The organism is Thiofaba sp. EF100 (assembly GCF_039822285.1).
Classification (GTDB): domain Bacteria; phylum Pseudomonadota; class Gammaproteobacteria; order Halothiobacillales; family Halothiobacillaceae; genus Thiofaba.
Genome location: NZ_JBAJEY010000004.1, coordinates 40,340 through 57,296 on the forward strand (window position 1 = coordinate 40,340; position 16,957 = coordinate 57,296).

Here is a 16,957-nt window from a genome sequence, read left to right on the forward strand (position 1 = left end):
GAAACGCCATGGCCATGTTCTCCCAGAACAGCAATCCCATGCCGGCCGCAGCCAAGCAGGTCGAGTCGACCCCTCAGATGCAGGAGATCAAGGGGCGGATTCATCGCCGCCTGCTGGATCGGCTCAACCTCAAGATCATCGATCAGCTCGAGGCGGGGGTCGTGCGTGCCCAGATCGGGGACATCGTGCGCGACCTGCTGGACGAGGAATCGATTCCGCTCAATGCGTCCGAACGGGCGCGCCTGATCGCCGAGATTCAGGACGAGGTGCTGGGCCTGGGGCCGCTGGAACCGCTGCTCGCCGACCCCTCCGTCTCCGACATCCTGGTCAACACCTACAAACAGGTGTACGTGGAGCGACGCGGCAAACTGGAAAAGACCAACGTCGTCTTCCAGAGCGACGACCACCTGCTGCGCATCATCGACAAGATCGCGAGCGGGGTCGGCCGCCGCATCGATGAGTCCTCACCGATGGTGGATGCGCGTCTGGCGGATGGTTCGCGCGTGAACGCGATCATCCCGCCCGCGGCGGTCGATGGCCCGATCCTCTCGATCCGCAAGTTCAGCGTGGACCCTTACATCATGAAAGATCTGGTGGGGTTCAAGTCCCTGACCCCGGGCATGGCCGAATTCATCAGTGCGGCGGTGAGGGCGCGGGTGAATATTCTCATCTCCGGGGGCACCGGCTCGGGTAAGACCACACTGCTCAATGCCCTCTCCGGTTTCATCCCGGACAACGAGCGTGTGATCACCATCGAAGACTCGGCCGAGCTTCAGCTGCAACAACCGCACGTGGTGCGCCTGGAGACCCGTCCCCCTAACATTGAGGGCAAGGGAGAAATCACCCAGCGTGACCTGGTGCGCAACGCCCTGCGCATGCGCCCCGACCGCATCATCGTCGGCGAGGTGCGTGGTGCTGAGGCACTGGACATGCTGCAGGCCATGAACACGGGCCATGATGGCTCGCTGACCACCATCCACGCCAACAGCCCGCGCGATGCGCTCACCCGCCTCGAGCACATGGTCGGCATGAGTGGTGTCCCCATTCCGCCGCTGGTGGTGCGTCAGCAGATTGCCGCGGCACTCAACCTGCTGATCGACGTGGAGCGCCTGATGGACGGCCGGCGCGTCATCACCAGTATCTCCGAGATCACCGGCATGGAAGAGTCGGTGGTGAACATGCAGGATATCTTCCGCTTCAACCAGAAGACGGTGGACGAGCATGGCCGGGTCATCGGCGAGTTCCGGGCCACGGGTATCCGTCCCATCATGCTCAAGCGCTTCCGCGAGCGCGGCATCGTGCTGGATGACGCCCTGTTCGATCCCGAACGCGTCTATCAATAGGGGGCGACATGGACAACACGCTCGTCATCATCGCATCCATCCTCGCCTTCATCGCCGTGGTCGTGCTGGTGGAAGGCATCTACCTTCTGGCGCGAAGTGTCCAGGAGGAAGGCGTGGCGCGTGTGCAACAACGCCTGCGCAACCTGTCCGCAGGAGGGGGGCATGGTGAGGACGTGGTGAAGCACCTGATCAAACAGCGCCTCCTCAGTGAAACGCCCGCGATCAACCGCCTCCTGCTCATGGTGCCCCGCGTCCACGCCGTCGACCACATGCTGGAGCAGTCCGGCCTTGATCTGACGGTCATGCGTTACATGGGCCTTCAGTTCATGCTGTCGGCCATGTTTTTCGCGGCCGGGATGCTGCTATCGAAGCTTCCCATGCCCGTGGTCCTGGGAGTGGCGGTGGTGGCGGGCTTCCTGCTGCCCCATTTCTATGTCGTCTCTCGGATGCGCAGGCGTCGCCTCAAGTTGACCGAACAACTGCCGGACGCGTTGGACTTCATTGCCCGCAGCCTGCGGGCCGGCAACCCCTTTTCCGCCTCCCTCAAGGCGGCGGCCCAGGAGATTCCGGATCCTCTGGGCAAAGAGTTCGGCATCACGTTCGACGAGCTGAATTATGGTCTTCCCCTCGAGGATGCCCTCCATAACCTTGGGCACCGGACCGGCAGCGAGGAAATGCATTATTTCATTACCGCCGTGATCATCCAGCGACAGACGGGCGGCAATCTGGCGGACGTGCTGAACCGCATTGCCGAGGTCATGCGCGCGCGTGCGCGGACCTTCCGTGAGATCCAGATCCAGGCAGCGGAAATGAAACTGTCGGCCCGCGTCCTGATCGGCTTGCCGTTCTTCGTGGCCGGCGTGCTCAGCATCTTCAATCCGAGTTATCTTGCCATCCTCTTCACCGAGCCGGCCGGGCGGGTCGTCATTGCGCTCCAGCTGTTCCTCATGCTGGTGGGCTACCTTGTGGTTCGCCGCATGATCAATTTCCGCGTGTAGGGGGAGGGAGCCATGCAGGATTTTTTCAACATGATGCCGGGTTTGCCCGAGGGCTGGCTGACCACGCTGAGTCTCATACTCGCCTTCCTTGCCACGGTGCTTCTGGTGATGGGGGTTCTCTCCGTTCTCATGGGCGGGCCGACGCCGATTGAGCGGCGTCTCGACTACGTGAAACGTCAGAGCGAGCAGCCCGAAAGACACCGTCGGACCCCCCACCAGGAAGGTGGGTTCGAAGTGCGTTGGTTGGAACCGGCCATGAAGCTGGCCCTGCCTTCCGAAGCCTGGAAGCGCTCAGAGACCCGGACGAAACTGATTCAGGCTGGCATCCGGCATCCCAACGGGGTGGCCTATTACTACGGTTTCAAGTTTTTGTTGGCCGTCGCGTTGCCCCTTCTTGCCTTGGTTCCGGTGCTGGTGATGGGGTATTTGGGCACCGTCGACAGGGTGACCTTGATTGCCATGGTCGTGCTGGCGGCCGTGGTGGGGTTCTATCTGCCCAACTTTTACGTTGCGCATCGCCGGGAGAAGCGCCAGCTCGAGTTCAGCGAAGGCTTTCCAGACGCGATGGACATGCTAGTGGTGTGCGTCGAGGCGGGGCTGGGGCTGGATGCGGCGATCCAGCGGGTGGGGGAGGAGATTGCCTTCGCCCACCCCGAACTCGCGATTGAGTTCCAGTTGGTCAGCCTGGAATTGCGTGCGGGAAAGAGCCGGGAGGATGCCCTCCGTTCGCTTGCCCTGCGCACGGGCATTGAAGAGGTCCAGGCGCTGGTCACGCTGTTGATCCAGGCTGAGCATTTTGGCACCAGCATCGCCGCAGCCCTGCGCACCCATGCGACCGAAATGCGCTCCAAGCGGATCGACCGGGCGCGCGAGAGGGCAGCCAAGCTGCCGGTCAAGCTGATCTTCCCGATCATCCTGTTTATCTTCCCCGCGCTCTTTCTCGTGGTGCTCGGGCCGGCGGTGGTGAGCATCTACAAGGGCTTTGTGACCGGTTTCGGGGGCTAGTTCACCGACCGGGAAGGAGTAAGGCTATGAACGCACGAGTTTCCAATCGGCCCCTTCTGGCGGCGGTGGGCGTTGTGATGGGTTCCCTGCTGGCTGGCTGTGCTGGCGAACCCATCATGCAGACGGAGGTGCGTCCCGTCTACCGGGTGCAGGGGGATGCGGCGGTGATGAGTTCCGGCTATGAGGCGGGATTGGCCCATTACGCTGCAGGTCGCTACGGTCTGGCGCTCGAGTCTTTCCAACAGGTGCTCGCCCGCCACCCCAACTCCATCAAGGCACTCAATGCCGTGGCGGCCTGCTATGACCGGCTGGGGCGGTTCGATGTGGCGATGCAGTACTACCACCGAGCCCTGGACATCGATCCGCGCTCGGCCCAGACCCTCAATAACATCGGCTATTCCCTCCTTTTGCAGGGGGAGAAGGAGAAGGCCGGACGTTATTTCGATCAGGCCCTTCAGGCCGAACCGGGGAATGTCCACGCCGAGGCCAACAAGGGGCTGCTGGCGAAGCCGGCTTCCGCTCCGCCCGAGCCTGCGGTCCCATCCCCGCAGCCGCAGCCGCAGCCGCAGCCGCAGCCGCAGCCAGCAGTGCAGCCAGCAGTGCAGCCAGCAGTGCAGCCAGCAGTGCAGCAGCCTGTCGTTCAGCTGTCCGTTGCGCAGACACCCTCTCCATCGCCGGCTTCCGTGGCGGGCGAATCCCGAGCCGCTGCCGCTGTGCCGTCCGAGGAGCCCTCTGGGCTGACGCTGGAGGTGTCCAACGGCAATGGTCGCACCGGCATGGCAGCCTTGGTGCGCGAAGTGATGCGCGCAAGGTTCGGCGAGCAGGTGCCGCACATCACCAATGCGGACCGCTTCAGCTATCCGCGTACCCAGATCCTCCATCGCCCGCAAGCGGCGGCGCTTGCCCGTCGCCTCGCAGAGCGCCTGGGCGTCGATGCCGAGCTGCGCGAGGTGGCTGCGGATGCCGGGCGCACCGATGTCAAGGTCATCCTCGGCCGCGACGTGCTGCCGCGCGAGGGAGCGCTGAGGGCGATGGTGACCGAAGCGAAGCGCCATTGAGATGGGGGGGCATCTGCCGATACAGCGCCTGCTCTTTCCGCTCCTCGGGCTGACCGTTGCCCTGCTGGCCACGGGCTGCGCCACGCTGCCCGAGGGTAAGGATGGTTCCAATTCGTCCGTCGCCCTGACCACTCCGGATCGGCTGCATGAGGCTGAGCTGGCCGCGCAGGAAGGGCGCCTGGACGATGCCGGTCGCCGTTATCGCGAGATCCTCGCTGTGGAGCCCGACCAGGCCGAGGCCTTGCTGGGCTTGGCCAACGTGGAGATGCGTCTGGAGCGATGGCGGGATGCAGAGGTTCTCTATGCCCGCCGCCTCCGCCTGAATGACAGGGATGCCAATGCCCTGGAGGGGCGGGGCTTGAGCCTGATGCGCCTGCGTGAACCTGCGGAAGCGAAGGTGATGCTTGAGCGCGCGGTGGCCGTCGATCCCATGCGCTGGCGGGCATGGCATGCCCTCGGGCTGCTTGCCGACCGGGCGGGGACGCATGCAGAAGCGGAGGCGGCCTACCGCAAGGCTCTAGAGGTTATGCCCGCGCATCCGGCCCTCATGAACAGCCTAGGGTACTCGCTGATCCTCGCCCGCCGCTTCGATGAGGCCGAAAGGGTGCTGCGCGAGGCCTTGCGTCATGCCCCGGACAGCCCCCGGCTGAAGGGCAACCTGGCCCTGTCCATCGCCTGGCAGGGGCGTTATGAGGAGGCGCTCAAGCTGCTACGCGGTGATACCGACCGTGAGGCGGCCATGGCCTACAACGACGTGGGCTATGTGGCGATGCAGCGTCAGGATTGGCCGACGGCGATCCGCTTTTTCGAGAAGGCCCTGGATCTTAGTCCCACCTATTACCAACGCGCCGCGGACAATCTCGAGCGCGCGCGGCAACAGGCCCGCGAGGCGCGACCGGCCCCATAGCTTCGGCCACCATCGCTCCTCGCAGCCTCGCCATGACTCCCACCGTTGTAGGAGGCCCGCCCCGGGCCGATGAACCGGCGTTCGTTCGCGCCGGGGGCGGCGCTCCTACGGATCCCCGCTGCCTGTCCTACGACGCCTCGAAGAACCGCCGCAGATAACGCCCGGTGTGCGAGTGTTCCATCCGGGCCACCTCGCGCGGGGTACCCTCGGCAATGATCCTCCCGCCGCCCTTGCCGCCCTCGGGGCCGAGGTCGACGATCCAGTCGGCGGTCTTGATCACGTCCAGATTGTGCTCGATGACCACCACCGTGTTGCCGGCATCGCGCAGGGTATGGATCACGCGCAGAAGCTGGGCCACGTCGTGGAAGTGCAGGCCGGTGGTGGGTTCGTCGAGGATGTAGAGGGTGCGCCCGGTGTCGCGCTTGGACAGCTCCTTCGCCAGCTTCACCCGCTGGGCCTCGCCGCCGGAGAGGGTGGTGGCGTTCTGCCCCAGGCGCAGGTAGCCAAGCCCCACCTCCTGCAGGGTCTGCAGCTTGCGGGCAATGGCGGGCACGGCGGAAAAGAACGCGACCCCGTCCTCGACCGTCATCTCCAGCACATCGGCGATGGTCTTGCCCTTGTAGCGGATGTCCAGGGTCTCGCGGTTGTAGCGCTTGCCGCGGCAGACCTCGCACTCGACGTACACATCGGGCAGAAAGTGCATCTCCACCTTGAGCACGCCGTCGCCCTCGCAGGCCTCGCAGCGGCCGCCCTTCACGTTGAAGGAGAACCGCCCGGGGCCATAGCCGCGTGCGCGCGCCTCGGGCGTGCCGGCGAACAGCTCGCGGATGGGGGTGAACAGGCCGGTGTAGGTCGCGGGGTTGGAGCGCGGGGTGCGGCCGATGGGGCTCTGGTCGATGTCGATGACCTTGTCGAAGTGCTCGAGCCCGTGCACCGCCGTGTACGGCGCGGGGGAGGTGCTGGCCCCGTTGAGGCGTTGCGCGGCGAGCGGGAAGAGGGTGTCGTTGATCAGGGTGGATTTGCCGGAGCCGGAGACGCCAGTGATGCAGGTGAACAGCCCCACGGGCAGGCGCAGGGTGTCGCCCTTCAGGTTGTTGCCGCGCGCGCCTTCCAGCACCAGCATCCTGGCAGGATCGGCGGGGGTGGTCTGCGCGGGCGGCAGGATGGCGAGGCGTCCTGCGAGGTAGGCCCCGGTCAGCGAATCCTCCCGGGCGGCGACCTCCTCCGGCGTACCGGCGACGATGATCTGACCGCCATGCACCCCCGCGCCGGGGCCGATGTCCACCACGAAGTCGGCACTGCGGATGGCATCCTCGTCGTGCTCGACCACGATCACGGTGTTGCCGAGATCCCGCAGGCGGGTGAGGGTGGCCAGCAGGCGGTCGTTGTCGCGCTGGTGCAGGCCGATGGAGGGCTCATCCAGGATGTAGGTGACGCCGACCAGCCCCGAGCCGATCTGGCTCGCCAGGCGGATGCGCTGCGCCTCGCCGCCGGAGAGGGTGTCGGCGTTACGGTCCAGCGAGAGGTAGTTGAGGCCGACGTTGACCAGAAAGCCCAGTCGGGCGTGGATCTCGCGCACGATCTTCTCGGCAATGGCGGCCTTCTGCCCCGGCAGCTCGAGTTTGGCGAACCAGTCCGCCGCCTGGTCGACCGGGAGATGGGTGATGGCGGGCAGGTTCAGCTCGCCCACCCGCACATGCCGCGCCGTGCGGTTGATGCGCGCCCCTTCGCAGGCCGGGCAGGGCTGCTCGGAGAGGTACTTGGCGAGTTCCTCGCGCACCGCCAGGCTGTCGCTCTCCCGGTAGCGGCGCTGCATGTTCGGCAGCACCCCTTCAAAGACATGGGTGCGCTTGATCGTGGCGCCGCGCTCGCCGAGGTAGTGGAATTCGATTTCCTCTTTGCCCGAGCCGTGCAGGATCACCTCGCGCACCTTGGGCGGCAGGTCCTGCCAGCTGGTCTCCGGGTCGAAGCCGTAGTGGCGCGCCAGGCTCTGGATGATGGCGTAGTAGTAGGCATTGCGCCGGTCCCAGCCGCGGATCGCGCCGCCGGCGAGGGAGAGTTCGGGGTGGCCGACCACCTTGGCGGGGTCCATGAAGCTCTGCACGCCAATGCCGTCGCACACCGGGCAGGCGCCCTGCGGGTTGTTGAACGAGAACAGGCGCGGCTCCAGTTCGGTCAGGGCGAAGCCACACACCGGGCAGGCGTGGCGGGCGGAGAAGGTGAGCTCGATGCCGCCCGCATCCATGCTCACCACCCTGGCCACGCCCTCGGCGAGGTTCAAGGCGGTCTCGAACGATTCCGCCAGGCGCTGGGCCATGTCGGGCCGGACCTTGAAGCGGTCCACCACCACCTCGATGCTGTGCTTGGCCTTCGGGTCCAGTTCCGGCACCGCATCCAGCTCCACCACCTCGCCATTGACCCGCGCGCGCAAAAAGCCCTGGCCGCGCAGCTGCTCGAACAGGCGGCGGTATTCCCCCTTGCGGGCCTGGATCACGGGGGCGAGCAGCATCAGGCGGCTGTCCTCCGGCAGGGCCAGCACCTGGTCGACCATCTGGCTGACGGTCTGGGCCTCGAGCGGCAGGTCATGGTCCGGGCAGTAGGGCGTGCCAGCGCGGGCGAACAACAGGCGCAGGTAGTCGTAGATCTCGGTGACCGTGCCGACGGTCGAGCGCGGATTGTGCGAGGTGGTCTTCTGCTCGATGGCGATCGCCGGGGAGAGGCCCTCGATCAGGTCCACGTCGGGTTTGTCCATCATCGACAGGAACTGACGCGCGTAGGCCGACAGCGACTCCACATAGCGGCGCTGTCCCTCGGCGAAGATCGTGTCGAAGGCGAGCGAGGATTTGCCCGAACCCGACAGGCCGGTGAACACGATCAGTTTCTCGCGTGGCAGGTCGAGATCGATGTTTTTGAGGTTGTGGGTGCGGGCACCGCGTATGCGAATCAGATGCGTGCTCATGAAAGGCCACTGGCAGCGGGTGAAGTCGGTTAATATAACGCGTTGACTAGGCAAGCACCCCGCAGTTTCAAGGGGCGCATTTCGGGAGAGAAGGCATGGCGCGTGGCGTGAACAAGGTGATTCTGGTGGGCAACCTGGGCGCGGACCCGGAGACCCGTTACATGCCGAGCGGTGGCGCGGTGACCAACCTGCGCATCGCCACGAGCGAGAACTGGACCGACAAGAGCGGTGAGAAGCAGGAGCGCACCGAATGGCACCGCGTGGTGCTGTTCGGCAAGCTGGCCGAGATCGGTGCCGAGTACCTGCGCAAGGGCCAGCAGGTCTACATCGAGGGCTCCCTGCGCACCCGCAAGTGGCAGGACAAGGAAGGCCGCGACCAGTACAGCACCGAGATCGTCGCCAACGACATGCAGATGCTGGGTGGCCGCGGTGGCATGAGCAGCGACAGCGGCTTCGACGCCCCGCAGCGCAGCGCGGCGCCGCGTCAGGCGCCGTCCCGCCCGCAGCAGGATTCCCGCCAGCCCGCCCCGCAGGACAGCGGTTGGGGTGGAGGGTTCGACGAGGACGACATCCCCTTCTAAGCCCGAACCCCGGGCCGCGTTCGGCATCTAAACTTGCAACATACCTCTTGCGGAGTATCGATATGAACCGAGTGGTCGCGAGTCTTATGGCCGTTGTGGCAGTGGCCGTCCTTTCCGGCTGCGCGTCCAGCCTGTCCGGTGGCGCTTATTCGCGCGATCAGGCGCGGGTGGCGCAGGAGGTGGAATACGGCCGCGTCGAGGCGGTGCGGGTGGTCGCCATTGAGGGCACCAAGAGCAACATTGGCACCGGGGCGGGGGCCATTGCGGGCGGCGTGGCGGGGTCGGGCATCGGCTCCGGCAGCACCACCCGCACCGTGGGCGCCCTGGCCGGGGCGATTATCGGTGGCATGGCGGGGGCGGCGGCCGAGGAGGGCATCACCCGCCAGGACGGGCTGGAGATCACGGTGCGGCTGGATTCCGGTCGCACCATCGCTGTGGTCCAGGCCGCCGACGTGCAGTTCCGTCCGGGCGATCGGGTGCGGGTGCTGTACGGCCGCGATGGCACCACCCGTGTGACTTACTGAGTCGGCCAGACTCGCTGCCCTGGGCTGGCTGGATCAACGTTCGAGAGAGATATGCGAGGACAGCTCTACGTCATCTCCGCCCCCTCCGGGGCGGGCAAGACCAGCCTGGTGAAGGCCCTGCGCGAGACCCTGCCGGGCCTCGCCGTGTCCGTCTCCCACACCACCCGCGCCATGCGCCCGGGGGAGGTGGATGGGGTGCACTACCACTTCGTCGACCATGCGACCTTCGAGCGCATGGTCGAGCATGGTGACTTCCTCGAACATGCGCGCGTGTTCGACAACTACTACGGCACCTCGAAGGTGGCGGTGGAGACGGGGCTCGCCGCCGGGCAGGACGTGATCCTCGAGATCGACTGGCAGGGGGCACGGCAGGTGCGCACCCTGTTCCCCGAGGCGCGTGGCATCTTCATCCTGCCCCCGGCGCGCGCGGTGCTGGAGGCGCGCCTGCGCGACCGCGGCCAGGATGGCGAGGAAGTCATCGCCCGCCGCATGCGTGACGCGGTGACTGAGATGCGGCACTACGACGAGTTCGACTACGTGGTGGTCAACGACGTGTTCGACGAGGCCCTGCATGAGCTGGCCTGTATCTTCCGCGCCGAGCGCCTGCGCCTGGCCCGCGCGCAGGCGAGGCATGCAACCCTGATCCAGGACCTTCTGGCCTGAGGTCGATGATTTTCTATACAATGTGCGGTTTGCACATTTGACGATCGGAGAATTCCCATGGCACGCGTGACTGTCGAAGACTGCCTGAAAGACGTCGACAACCGCTTTCAACTGGTGGTAATGGCCGCCAAGCGCGCTCGCCAGATCGAGGCCGGTGCCCAGCCGCTGGTCGATCCCGAGCGCGACAAGCCGACCGTGATCGCCCTGCGCGAGATCGCCGAGGGTAAGGTCACCCAGGCCGTTCTGGATGAGGTCCATGTCCATCAGCCGATTCGCTCGCGCATCTCCGACTTCGAGATCCGTGATGAACTGAGCGAATTCCGCGGCGAGGACGAGGACACCGCCAAGCCGCGTCTCGCGGCCAGCGAGGACTAAGTTCCGCCGTGGCCGAGGCCAGGCCGCAGCCCGCTGCATCCCCCATGCACGTCGTTGATCAGGCGCCGGGCATGGGGGATGCCATTTTCGCCCCCCTGGAGCAAGCCCTCAGCGAGTACATGGAGCCCGCCTGCATCGAGCGGGTGGCGCAGGCCTATGCCTTCGCAAGAGAGGCCCACGAGGGGCAGCTGCGTGTCTCCGGCGAGCCTTACATCACCCACCCGGTGGCGGTGGCGGGGATCCTTGCCGACCTGAGGCTGGACGAGAAGACCATCATCGCGGCCCTGCTGCACGATGTGATCGAGGACACTCCGACCGCGCGGGATCAGATCGCCGCCGAATATGGCGACGAGGTCGCGCACCTGGTCGACGGGGTGAGCAAGCTCGACCAGATCCGCTTCAAGTCCAAGGCCGAGCAGCAGGCGGCCAACTTCCGCAAGATGATGATGGCGATGGTGGAGGATGTGCGGGTCATCCTCATCAAGCTCGCGGACCGCCTGCACAACATGCGTACTCTGGGGGTGATGCGGCCGGACAAACGCCGCCGCATCGCCCGGGAGACGCTCGAGATCTACACCCCGATCGCCCAGCGCCTCGGCCTCAACAGCCTGCGTCATGAACTGGAGGATCTCGGCTTTCAGGCCATGCATCCGCTGCGCTACCGCGTGCTCGAGGCGGCGGTGCGCAAGGCGCGCGGCAACCGCCGCGAGGTGATGCAGAAGATCGAGGACGCCTTCAACGCCCGTCTGGCGGAGGAGGGCATCCGCGCCGAGGTCCAGGCGCGCGAGAAGCGGCTCTACAGCATCTACCGCAAGATGGTGCAGAAGCACCTCCCGTTCGAGGAGGTGTTCGACGTCTTCGCCGTGCGCATCGTGGTGGAGAACGTTGATACCGCCTACCGCGTGCTTGGGGTGGCGCACAACCTGTACAAGCCCCTGCCTGGGCGGTTCAAAGACTACGTCGCGATCCCCAAGGCGAACGGCTACCAGTCCTTGCACACGGTGCTGTTCGGTCCGCACGGCATTCCGCTCGAGGTGCAGATCCGCACCCGCGAGATGCACCAGTTCGCCGAGAGCGGCATCGCCGCCCACTGGCTGTACAAGGCCACCGGCGACGCCAGCAGTACCACCCAGGCGCGGGCCCGCGAGTGGCTGCGCGAGCTCTTGGAGATCCAGCGCCAGGCCGGCAACCCGCAGGAATTCCTCGAGAGCGTGAAGGTCGACCTCTTCCCGGACGAGGTCTATGTCTTCACCCCGATGGGCGAGATCATGGAGTTGCCGCGCGGGGCCACGCCGGTCGACTTCGCCTACGCGGTGCACACCGGCGTGGGCAACACCTGCGTCGCGTGCAAGATCGACCGCCAGTTCGCCCCACTCTCGAGCACCCTCCACAACGGCCAGACGGTGGAGATCATCACCGCCCCCGGCGCCACCCCGAACCCGAACTGGCTCAGCTTCGTTGTCACCGCCCGGGCGCGCACCCACATCCGCGGTTTCCTCAAGGGGATGCGCGAGGAGGAGGCTGTGCAGCTGGGGCGCCGTCTGCTGGACAAGGCGCTCAACCAGTTCGGTTCGGAACTGGCCCGCATCCCGCCCGAGCGGCTTTCGGCATGTGTGGCCGAGTACCATCATGCCAGCCTCGACGAGCTGTACCGCGAGGTCGGCCTCGGTAACCGGTTGGCCTCTCTGGTGGCCCACTGGCTCACCGCAGAGGGTGAGGCGCGGGGGGGCGAGAGCCGCAACGGGGCGCATCCGCCGCTGGTATTGAGTGGTGCCGAAGGCATGGTGGTCAGCTTCGCCAAGTGCTGCCACCCGCTTCCGGGCGATGAGGTGGTCGGCTTCGCCAGCACCGGGCGCGGTATCGTGGTCCACCGTCGCCAGTGTAAGAACACCGCCGAGCTGGCGAGCCAGCCGGAGAAGTGGCTGCCGGTGGAGTGGGCGGCCGAGGTGAGCGGCGAGTACCAGGCCGAGATTGGCATCAACGCCAAGAACCTGCGCGGCGGCCTTGCGCGCATGGCGGGCGCCATCGCCGAACTTTCGGCGGACATCGACGACGTGCGTTTCGATGACCGCGACCACAATGTCACCGTCATCACCTTCCTGGTGCGCGTGCGCGACCGCATCCATCTCGCCCACATCATGCGCCGCCTCAAGCGCGAGCCGGGCATCCTCAAGGTTTGGCGCACCTGAATGGTGGGGGCCGAAGGCGCCTCCTACACGGAACCCGGCTTCCGGTTTATCCTCGTTGGACGAACAACCATGAGGAAGCCGCGATGTCCCGCATCACCATCCACACCGACAAGGCCCCGGCGGCCATCGGCACCTACTCCCAGGCCGTGCGCGTGCACGACACGGTCTATCTCTCCGGCCAGATCGCCCTGGACCCGGCGACCATGCAGATGATGCAGGACTCCATCGAGGACGAAATCCACCAGGTCTTCAAGAACCTGCGAGCGGTGTGCGAGGCCGCGGGCGGTTCGCTGAACGATGTGGTGAAGCTCAACGTCTTCCTGACGGATCTTGGCCATTTTGCCACCGTCAATGCCATCATGGCCGAGTACTTCGCCCAGCCCTATCCGGCCCGTGCCGCCGTGGGGGTAGCCAGCTTGCCGCGCAGCGCGCGCGTCGAGGCAGATGGGGTCATGGTGCTCGGTGGGCGGGCGGCGGATGTGATGCCCTGAGAGGTTGTTTACAAAACCAAGGTTTTCTGGACAGGTAGCCCCCCCTCTCCCTCAGGGAGAGGGATTGGGGGTGAGGGGCTGCCCCCCTTTGGGGGGCGCCATGGACGGGGTTGTGGAGGCGGGGCGGCCCGGTCGGAGCGGCCCCGGCCATGGCTTGCCCGAAGGGCGCTCCCGCGGGGGGGCTTTCTTTGGGCAAACCAAAGAAAGCCACTCGCCCGCCCGCACTTGCGGAGACTCGGAGTGCCGGTCGTGAAGCGGGCGAAATCACCCAGCATAGCTGAGGGAAAGGACGTTCAAATCACCTTTGAAGGTTTCATTTCGCCCGCCCCCAAGGTTTGGACTTCGTAGAATCGCTCGTTGAGGCGGGCGAGCCCCTTTTCTTGCTCGTCCAAGAAAAGGGGCGAAAAGAAGGACGCCCCGCGACCGCGCCCCTTCGGGGTGCCCGTGCCGAACCCGGCTCCGGGATGCCGGTCCGACGCCACTTCCTGTGGCGACGGACCTCAAATGGCCATCCATGGCCATTTGACCTCCCTCTGCTCGGGCTCGTCACGGCGCGGCCGAGGGGGAGACCGCCCTCACCCCCACCCCCTCTCCCAGAGGGAGAGGGGCGCACCGCTCCTTTCTGTCCAGAAAACCTTCCTTTTCACGACACTTGAGTTTGTACCCACCACTGAGGGGGCTGGCGGTGCGTCAGTACACCTCCGCCATGCCCTCCGGCCGCTGGCGGAAGCGCTTGTAGCTCCACTGGTACTGCGCCGGGGCGAGTCGGATGCACGCCTCTACGCCACGATTGAGCGCGGCCGCGGAGGTCTCGATGTCTGCGTTGTAGAAGCCTTCCTCGGCCGGGATGAAGTGCAGGCGGAAGCCCGCACCGCGCGGCAGGCGTTCGGCGAAGGTGAAAAAGGCCTTGGCCTGGCCGCGTCCGATCAGGCGTGAGGCGAGCACCATGGTGTAGGCCGACTGGCCGAGGAAGGGCGCGAACACCCCCTGGCCCTCGGTCGGCTCCTGGTCGGGCAGGATGCCGATCACCTCGCCACGCTTGAGCGCCTGCAACAGGGCCTTCACCCCGCTCGCGTCGGTGGGCACCAGGGTGGCCCCGAGGCGCTCGCGCGCCGCGCGCATCGGGGCGTCCATGGCCGCCTGCTTGGGCGGCTTGTAGAGGCTGGTCATCGGCCAGCGGATCGAGGCGTACAGCCCCACCAGTTCCCAGGCCCCGATGTGCGGGCCGAGCAGGATCACCCCCTGGCCTGCGGCCCGCGCCTGCTCCACCGCCTCCAGCCCCGGGGTTTCGCGCACAAGCCGAAGCAGGCGCTCGCGCGGCCAGCGCCACAGCGGGCCGACCTCGGTCAGGGTCTTGCCGGTCTCGATCAGACTTTGCCGCTCGAGTCGTCTGCGCTCCGGCTCGCTCAGGGCGGGGAAGCAGAGGGCCAGGTTGCGGCGGGTGACATGACGCATGCGGCTGGGCACGTAGGCAGCCATGCGGCCGATGAGGCTGCCGAGGGCATGATTGAGCGGCAGGGGGAGGGCCGCGAAAGCATCGAGCAGCAGGTTGGCCAGGCGCGTCTGGCGCGCTTCCGCCTCCCGGCTCATGTAAGACGCCCCTCGCACTCGCCCGACGTCTGGCCGGACGGGGTGCCCATCCGTTCGAGGGCGCGCGCAAGCCCTTCTTCCATCAGTGGCCGCAGGGCCTGCGCGAGGCTCTTGAACAGCATGGGATGCTCGCCCTCCTCCCCGGCCAGCAGCAGCTTCATGCGCTGGCGCTCGGTGGGCTTGCTGAAACAGGCCGGACAGTTCTCATGGATCACCGGCAAACCGGCCTCCGCGGCGAAGTCGCGCAGTTGCCGCTCACGCACCAGGGCCAGGGGGCGGATGATGCGCACATCGCCCGCATCGTTCAGGTAGTGCAGCTTCATGGTGTTGAGCTTGCCGCCATGAAAGGCGGACATCAGGAAGCTCTCGGCGATGTCGTCCAGGTGCTGGCCGAGGGCGAGCACGTTGTAGCCGTGCTCGCGCGCGGTCTTGTACATCAGCCCGCGCTTCATGCGCGCGCAGAAGGCGCAGTAGGAGTCGCCGCGCATGTGCTCCCCGGCAAGCTCCACGATCGGGGCCTCGACGTAGTGATAGGTCACGCCCAGCTGTGCCAGGTAGTCCTTCAGCGCGGCGGGCGAGAACTCCGGGGTCTGTGGGTCGATGGTGACCGCAGCAAGCTCGAAGGAGAACGGCGCATGCCGCTGCACATGGCGCAAGAGGTGCAGCAGGGTGAGCGAATCCTTGCCGCCGGAGAGCCCGAGCAGGACCCGGTCGCCTGCGTTGACCATGCGGTAGCGGGCCATGGTGCGGATGGCGGTCTTGAGCAGCTTCTTCGGCAGGCGGGGGATGGGTGCGGTCATGATGCGGATATGGAGGGTCAAGGCGGTATTCTAAACAATCTCGCCACCAGGAATCCGCCATGCGCACCCTCTACCCGCCGATCCAGCCTTTCCAAAGCTTCGCCCTGCCGGTGTCCAACCTGCACACCCTGTACGTCGAGGAGTGCGGCAATCCGGACGGTCTGCCGGTGGTGTTCCTGCATGGCGGGCCGGGGGCGGGCTGCACGGAAAACCATCGCCGCTATTTCGACCCCGAGCGTTACCGCATCGTGCTCTTCGACCAGCGCGGCTGCGGACGCTCCACCCCGCACGCGGAGCTTGCTGAGAACACCACCTGGGATCTGGTGGCGGACATCGAGCGCATCCGCGCACAGCTTGGCATCGAGCGCTGGTTGGTGTTCGGTGGCTCCTGGGGCAGCACGCTGGGTCTCGCCTATGCCGAGGCCCACCCGGAACGGGTGACGGGGCTGATCCTGCGCGGCATCTTCCTCTGCCGCCCGCGCGACATCCACTGGTTCTACCAGGAGGGGGCGAGCGCGCTCTTCCCGGACCACTGGCGCGATTACCTTGCACCGGTCCCGGAGCCCGATCGCGGCGACCTGCTTTCCGCCTACCACCGCCTGCTGACGGGGCCGGATGAGCTGCGCCGCATGGCTGCGGCCAAGGCCTGGTCGCTGTGGGAGGGGCGGACCGCCACCCTGCTGCCGGATACCGCCACCACCGACTATTTTGGCAACCCGCACGTCGCCCTGAGCCTTGCGCGCATCGAGAACCACTACTTCGTCAACCACGCCTTTCTCGAACCGGACCAGCTCTGCCGCGATGCCGGGCGGCTTGCCCACATCCCCGGCATCATCGTCCACGGCCGCTACGACGTGGTCTGCCCGATCGAGCAGGCCTTCGCCCTGGCGGAGGCCTGGCCCGAGGCACGGCTTCAGATCATCCCCGATGCCGGTCATGCCGCAAGCGAGCCGGGCATCGTCGACGCGCTGGTGCGGGCGACCGACCAGTTCGCGGACTTCCTGGAGGAGCAGGCATGATCGGGCTCTTGCAGCGGGTGACTCAGGCGCGGGTGGAGATCGAAGGCAAGAGCGTCGGCGCCATCGGGCGCGGCCTTTTGGTGCTGGTCGGGGTGGAGCGCGGGGATGGGGTGGCCGAGGCCGACCGGTTGCTCGAGCGCCTGCTGAGCTACCGGGTCTTTCCTGATGAAGCCGGCAGGATGAACCGCTCGCTGCGCGACATCCAGGGCGGGCTGCTGCTAGTGCCGCAGTTCACCCTGGCGGCGGACACCCGCACCGGTACGCGGCCGAGTTTCACCCCCGCCGCGCCGCCGGAGGAGGGGCGGCGGCTGTTCGACTACCTCCTGGCACGGGCCAACCACACCCATCCCGAGGTGGCCGCGGGGGTGTTCGGCGCCGACATGCAGGTGAGCCTGACCAATGACGGGCCCGTCACCTTCTGGCTGAGGGTGGGGGCGGGCCTGGCGGGGTGAGGC

Annotated in this window: 16 protein-coding genes; 13 read left to right on the top strand and 3 right to left on the bottom strand. The window is 66.5% G+C overall.

From position 1 onward, the window contains the following. The first annotated feature begins 8 nt into the window (after positions 1-8). Genes V6D91_RS08145 through V6D91_RS08165 form a run of 5 tightly spaced genes read left to right on the top strand, consistent with a single transcriptional unit; the run spans position 9 to position 5,311 of the window. A complete protein-coding gene (locus V6D91_RS08145) occupies positions 9-1,343 on the top strand; it encodes a CpaF family protein (protein WP_347319409.1) in 1,335 nt (444 codons plus the stop codon). Positions 1,344-1,351: 8 nt separating this feature from the next. Continuing rightward, positions 1,352-2,341: a type II secretion system F family protein gene (locus tag V6D91_RS08150; RefSeq protein ID WP_347319411.1), complete on the top strand. Its 990-nt coding sequence runs from the start codon at positions 1,352-1,354 to the stop codon at positions 2,339-2,341. 12 nt (positions 2,342-2,353) lie between these two features. Continuing rightward, positions 2,354-3,346: a type II secretion system F family protein gene (locus tag V6D91_RS08155; RefSeq protein WP_347319413.1), complete on the top strand. Its 993-nt coding sequence runs from the start codon at positions 2,354-2,356 to the stop codon at positions 3,344-3,346. Positions 3,347-3,372: 26 nt separating this feature from the next. Continuing rightward, on the top strand, positions 3,373-4,404 hold the full coding sequence (locus tag V6D91_RS08160) for a tetratricopeptide repeat protein (RefSeq protein WP_347319415.1): 1,032 nt from the start codon (positions 3,373-3,375) through the stop codon (positions 4,402-4,404). Position 4,405: 1 nt separating this feature from the next. Then, complete coding sequence (locus tag V6D91_RS08165) at positions 4,406-5,311, top strand: tetratricopeptide repeat protein (protein WP_347319417.1); 906 nt, start codon at positions 4,406-4,408, stop codon at positions 5,309-5,311. Positions 5,312-5,438: 127 nt separating this feature from the next. Here V6D91_RS08165 and uvrA read toward each other — a convergent pair whose 3' ends face one another. Further along, positions 5,439-8,270 carry an excinuclease ABC subunit UvrA gene (uvrA, locus tag V6D91_RS08170; protein ID WP_347319419.1) on the bottom strand — a complete coding sequence of 944 codons (2,832 nt, stop codon included), beginning with the start codon at positions 8,268-8,270 and terminating at the stop codon, positions 5,439-5,441. A gap of 95 nt (positions 8,271-8,365) precedes the next feature. On the opposite strand from uvrA, the gene ssb reads away from it, so the two are divergent. From ssb to V6D91_RS08200, 6 genes are all read left to right on the top strand, one after another. Then, positions 8,366-8,851: a single-stranded DNA-binding protein gene (ssb, locus tag V6D91_RS08175; protein ID WP_347319421.1), complete on the top strand. Its 486-nt coding sequence runs from the start codon at positions 8,366-8,368 to the stop codon at positions 8,849-8,851. Positions 8,852-8,913: 62 nt separating this feature from the next. Then, positions 8,914-9,375, top strand: coding sequence for a glycine zipper 2TM domain-containing protein (locus tag V6D91_RS08180; protein WP_347319423.1), 462 nt, complete (start codon positions 8,914-8,916; stop codon positions 9,373-9,375). Positions 9,376-9,426: 51 nt separating this feature from the next. Further along, the gene (gene gmk, locus V6D91_RS08185; RefSeq protein ID WP_347319425.1) at positions 9,427-10,038 is read left to right on the top strand and encodes a guanylate kinase; all 612 of its coding nucleotides are present in this window, start codon (positions 9,427-9,429) and stop codon (positions 10,036-10,038) included. A gap of 57 nt (positions 10,039-10,095) precedes the next feature. Beyond that, positions 10,096-10,413 (top strand): DNA-directed RNA polymerase subunit omega, encoded by a 318-nt coding sequence (gene rpoZ / locus V6D91_RS08190; RefSeq protein ID WP_347319427.1) that lies wholly within the window; start codon positions 10,096-10,098, stop codon positions 10,411-10,413. Positions 10,414-10,484: 71 nt separating this feature from the next. Next, on the top strand, positions 10,485-12,602 hold the full coding sequence (spoT, locus tag V6D91_RS08195; RefSeq protein ID WP_347319725.1) for a bifunctional GTP diphosphokinase/guanosine-3',5'-bis pyrophosphate 3'-pyrophosphohydrolase: 2,118 nt from the start codon (positions 10,485-10,487) through the stop codon (positions 12,600-12,602). An 83-nt stretch (positions 12,603-12,685) separates the two neighbouring features. Then, a complete protein-coding gene (locus V6D91_RS08200) occupies positions 12,686-13,093 on the top strand; it encodes a RidA family protein (RefSeq protein WP_347319429.1) in 408 nt (135 codons plus the stop codon). Positions 13,094-13,783: 690 nt separating this feature from the next. On the opposite strand, the gene V6D91_RS08205 is transcribed toward V6D91_RS08200, so the two are convergent. Next, a complete protein-coding gene (locus tag V6D91_RS08205) occupies positions 13,784-14,683 on the bottom strand; it encodes a lysophospholipid acyltransferase family protein (protein WP_347319431.1) in 900 nt (299 codons plus the stop codon). Continuing rightward, positions 14,680-15,483: an ATP-binding protein gene (locus V6D91_RS08210; RefSeq protein WP_347319727.1), complete on the bottom strand. Its 804-nt coding sequence runs from the start codon at positions 15,481-15,483 to the stop codon at positions 14,680-14,682. The genes V6D91_RS08205 and V6D91_RS08210 overlap by 4 nt, the downstream gene beginning before the upstream one ends. Positions 15,484-15,542: 59 nt before the next feature. On the opposite strand from V6D91_RS08210, the gene pip reads away from it, so the two are divergent. Together pip and dtd are read left to right on the top strand one after the other, a co-directional pair. Then, on the top strand, positions 15,543-16,502 hold the full coding sequence (gene pip, locus V6D91_RS08215) for a prolyl aminopeptidase (RefSeq protein WP_347319433.1): 960 nt from the start codon (positions 15,543-15,545) through the stop codon (positions 16,500-16,502). After that, positions 16,499-16,954, top strand: a complete 456-nt coding sequence (gene dtd, locus V6D91_RS08220; protein ID WP_347319435.1) for a D-aminoacyl-tRNA deacylase — start codon at positions 16,499-16,501, stop codon at positions 16,952-16,954. Before pip ends, dtd begins: the two co-directional genes overlap by 4 nt. The last annotated feature ends 3 nt before the right edge of the window (positions 16,955-16,957 follow it).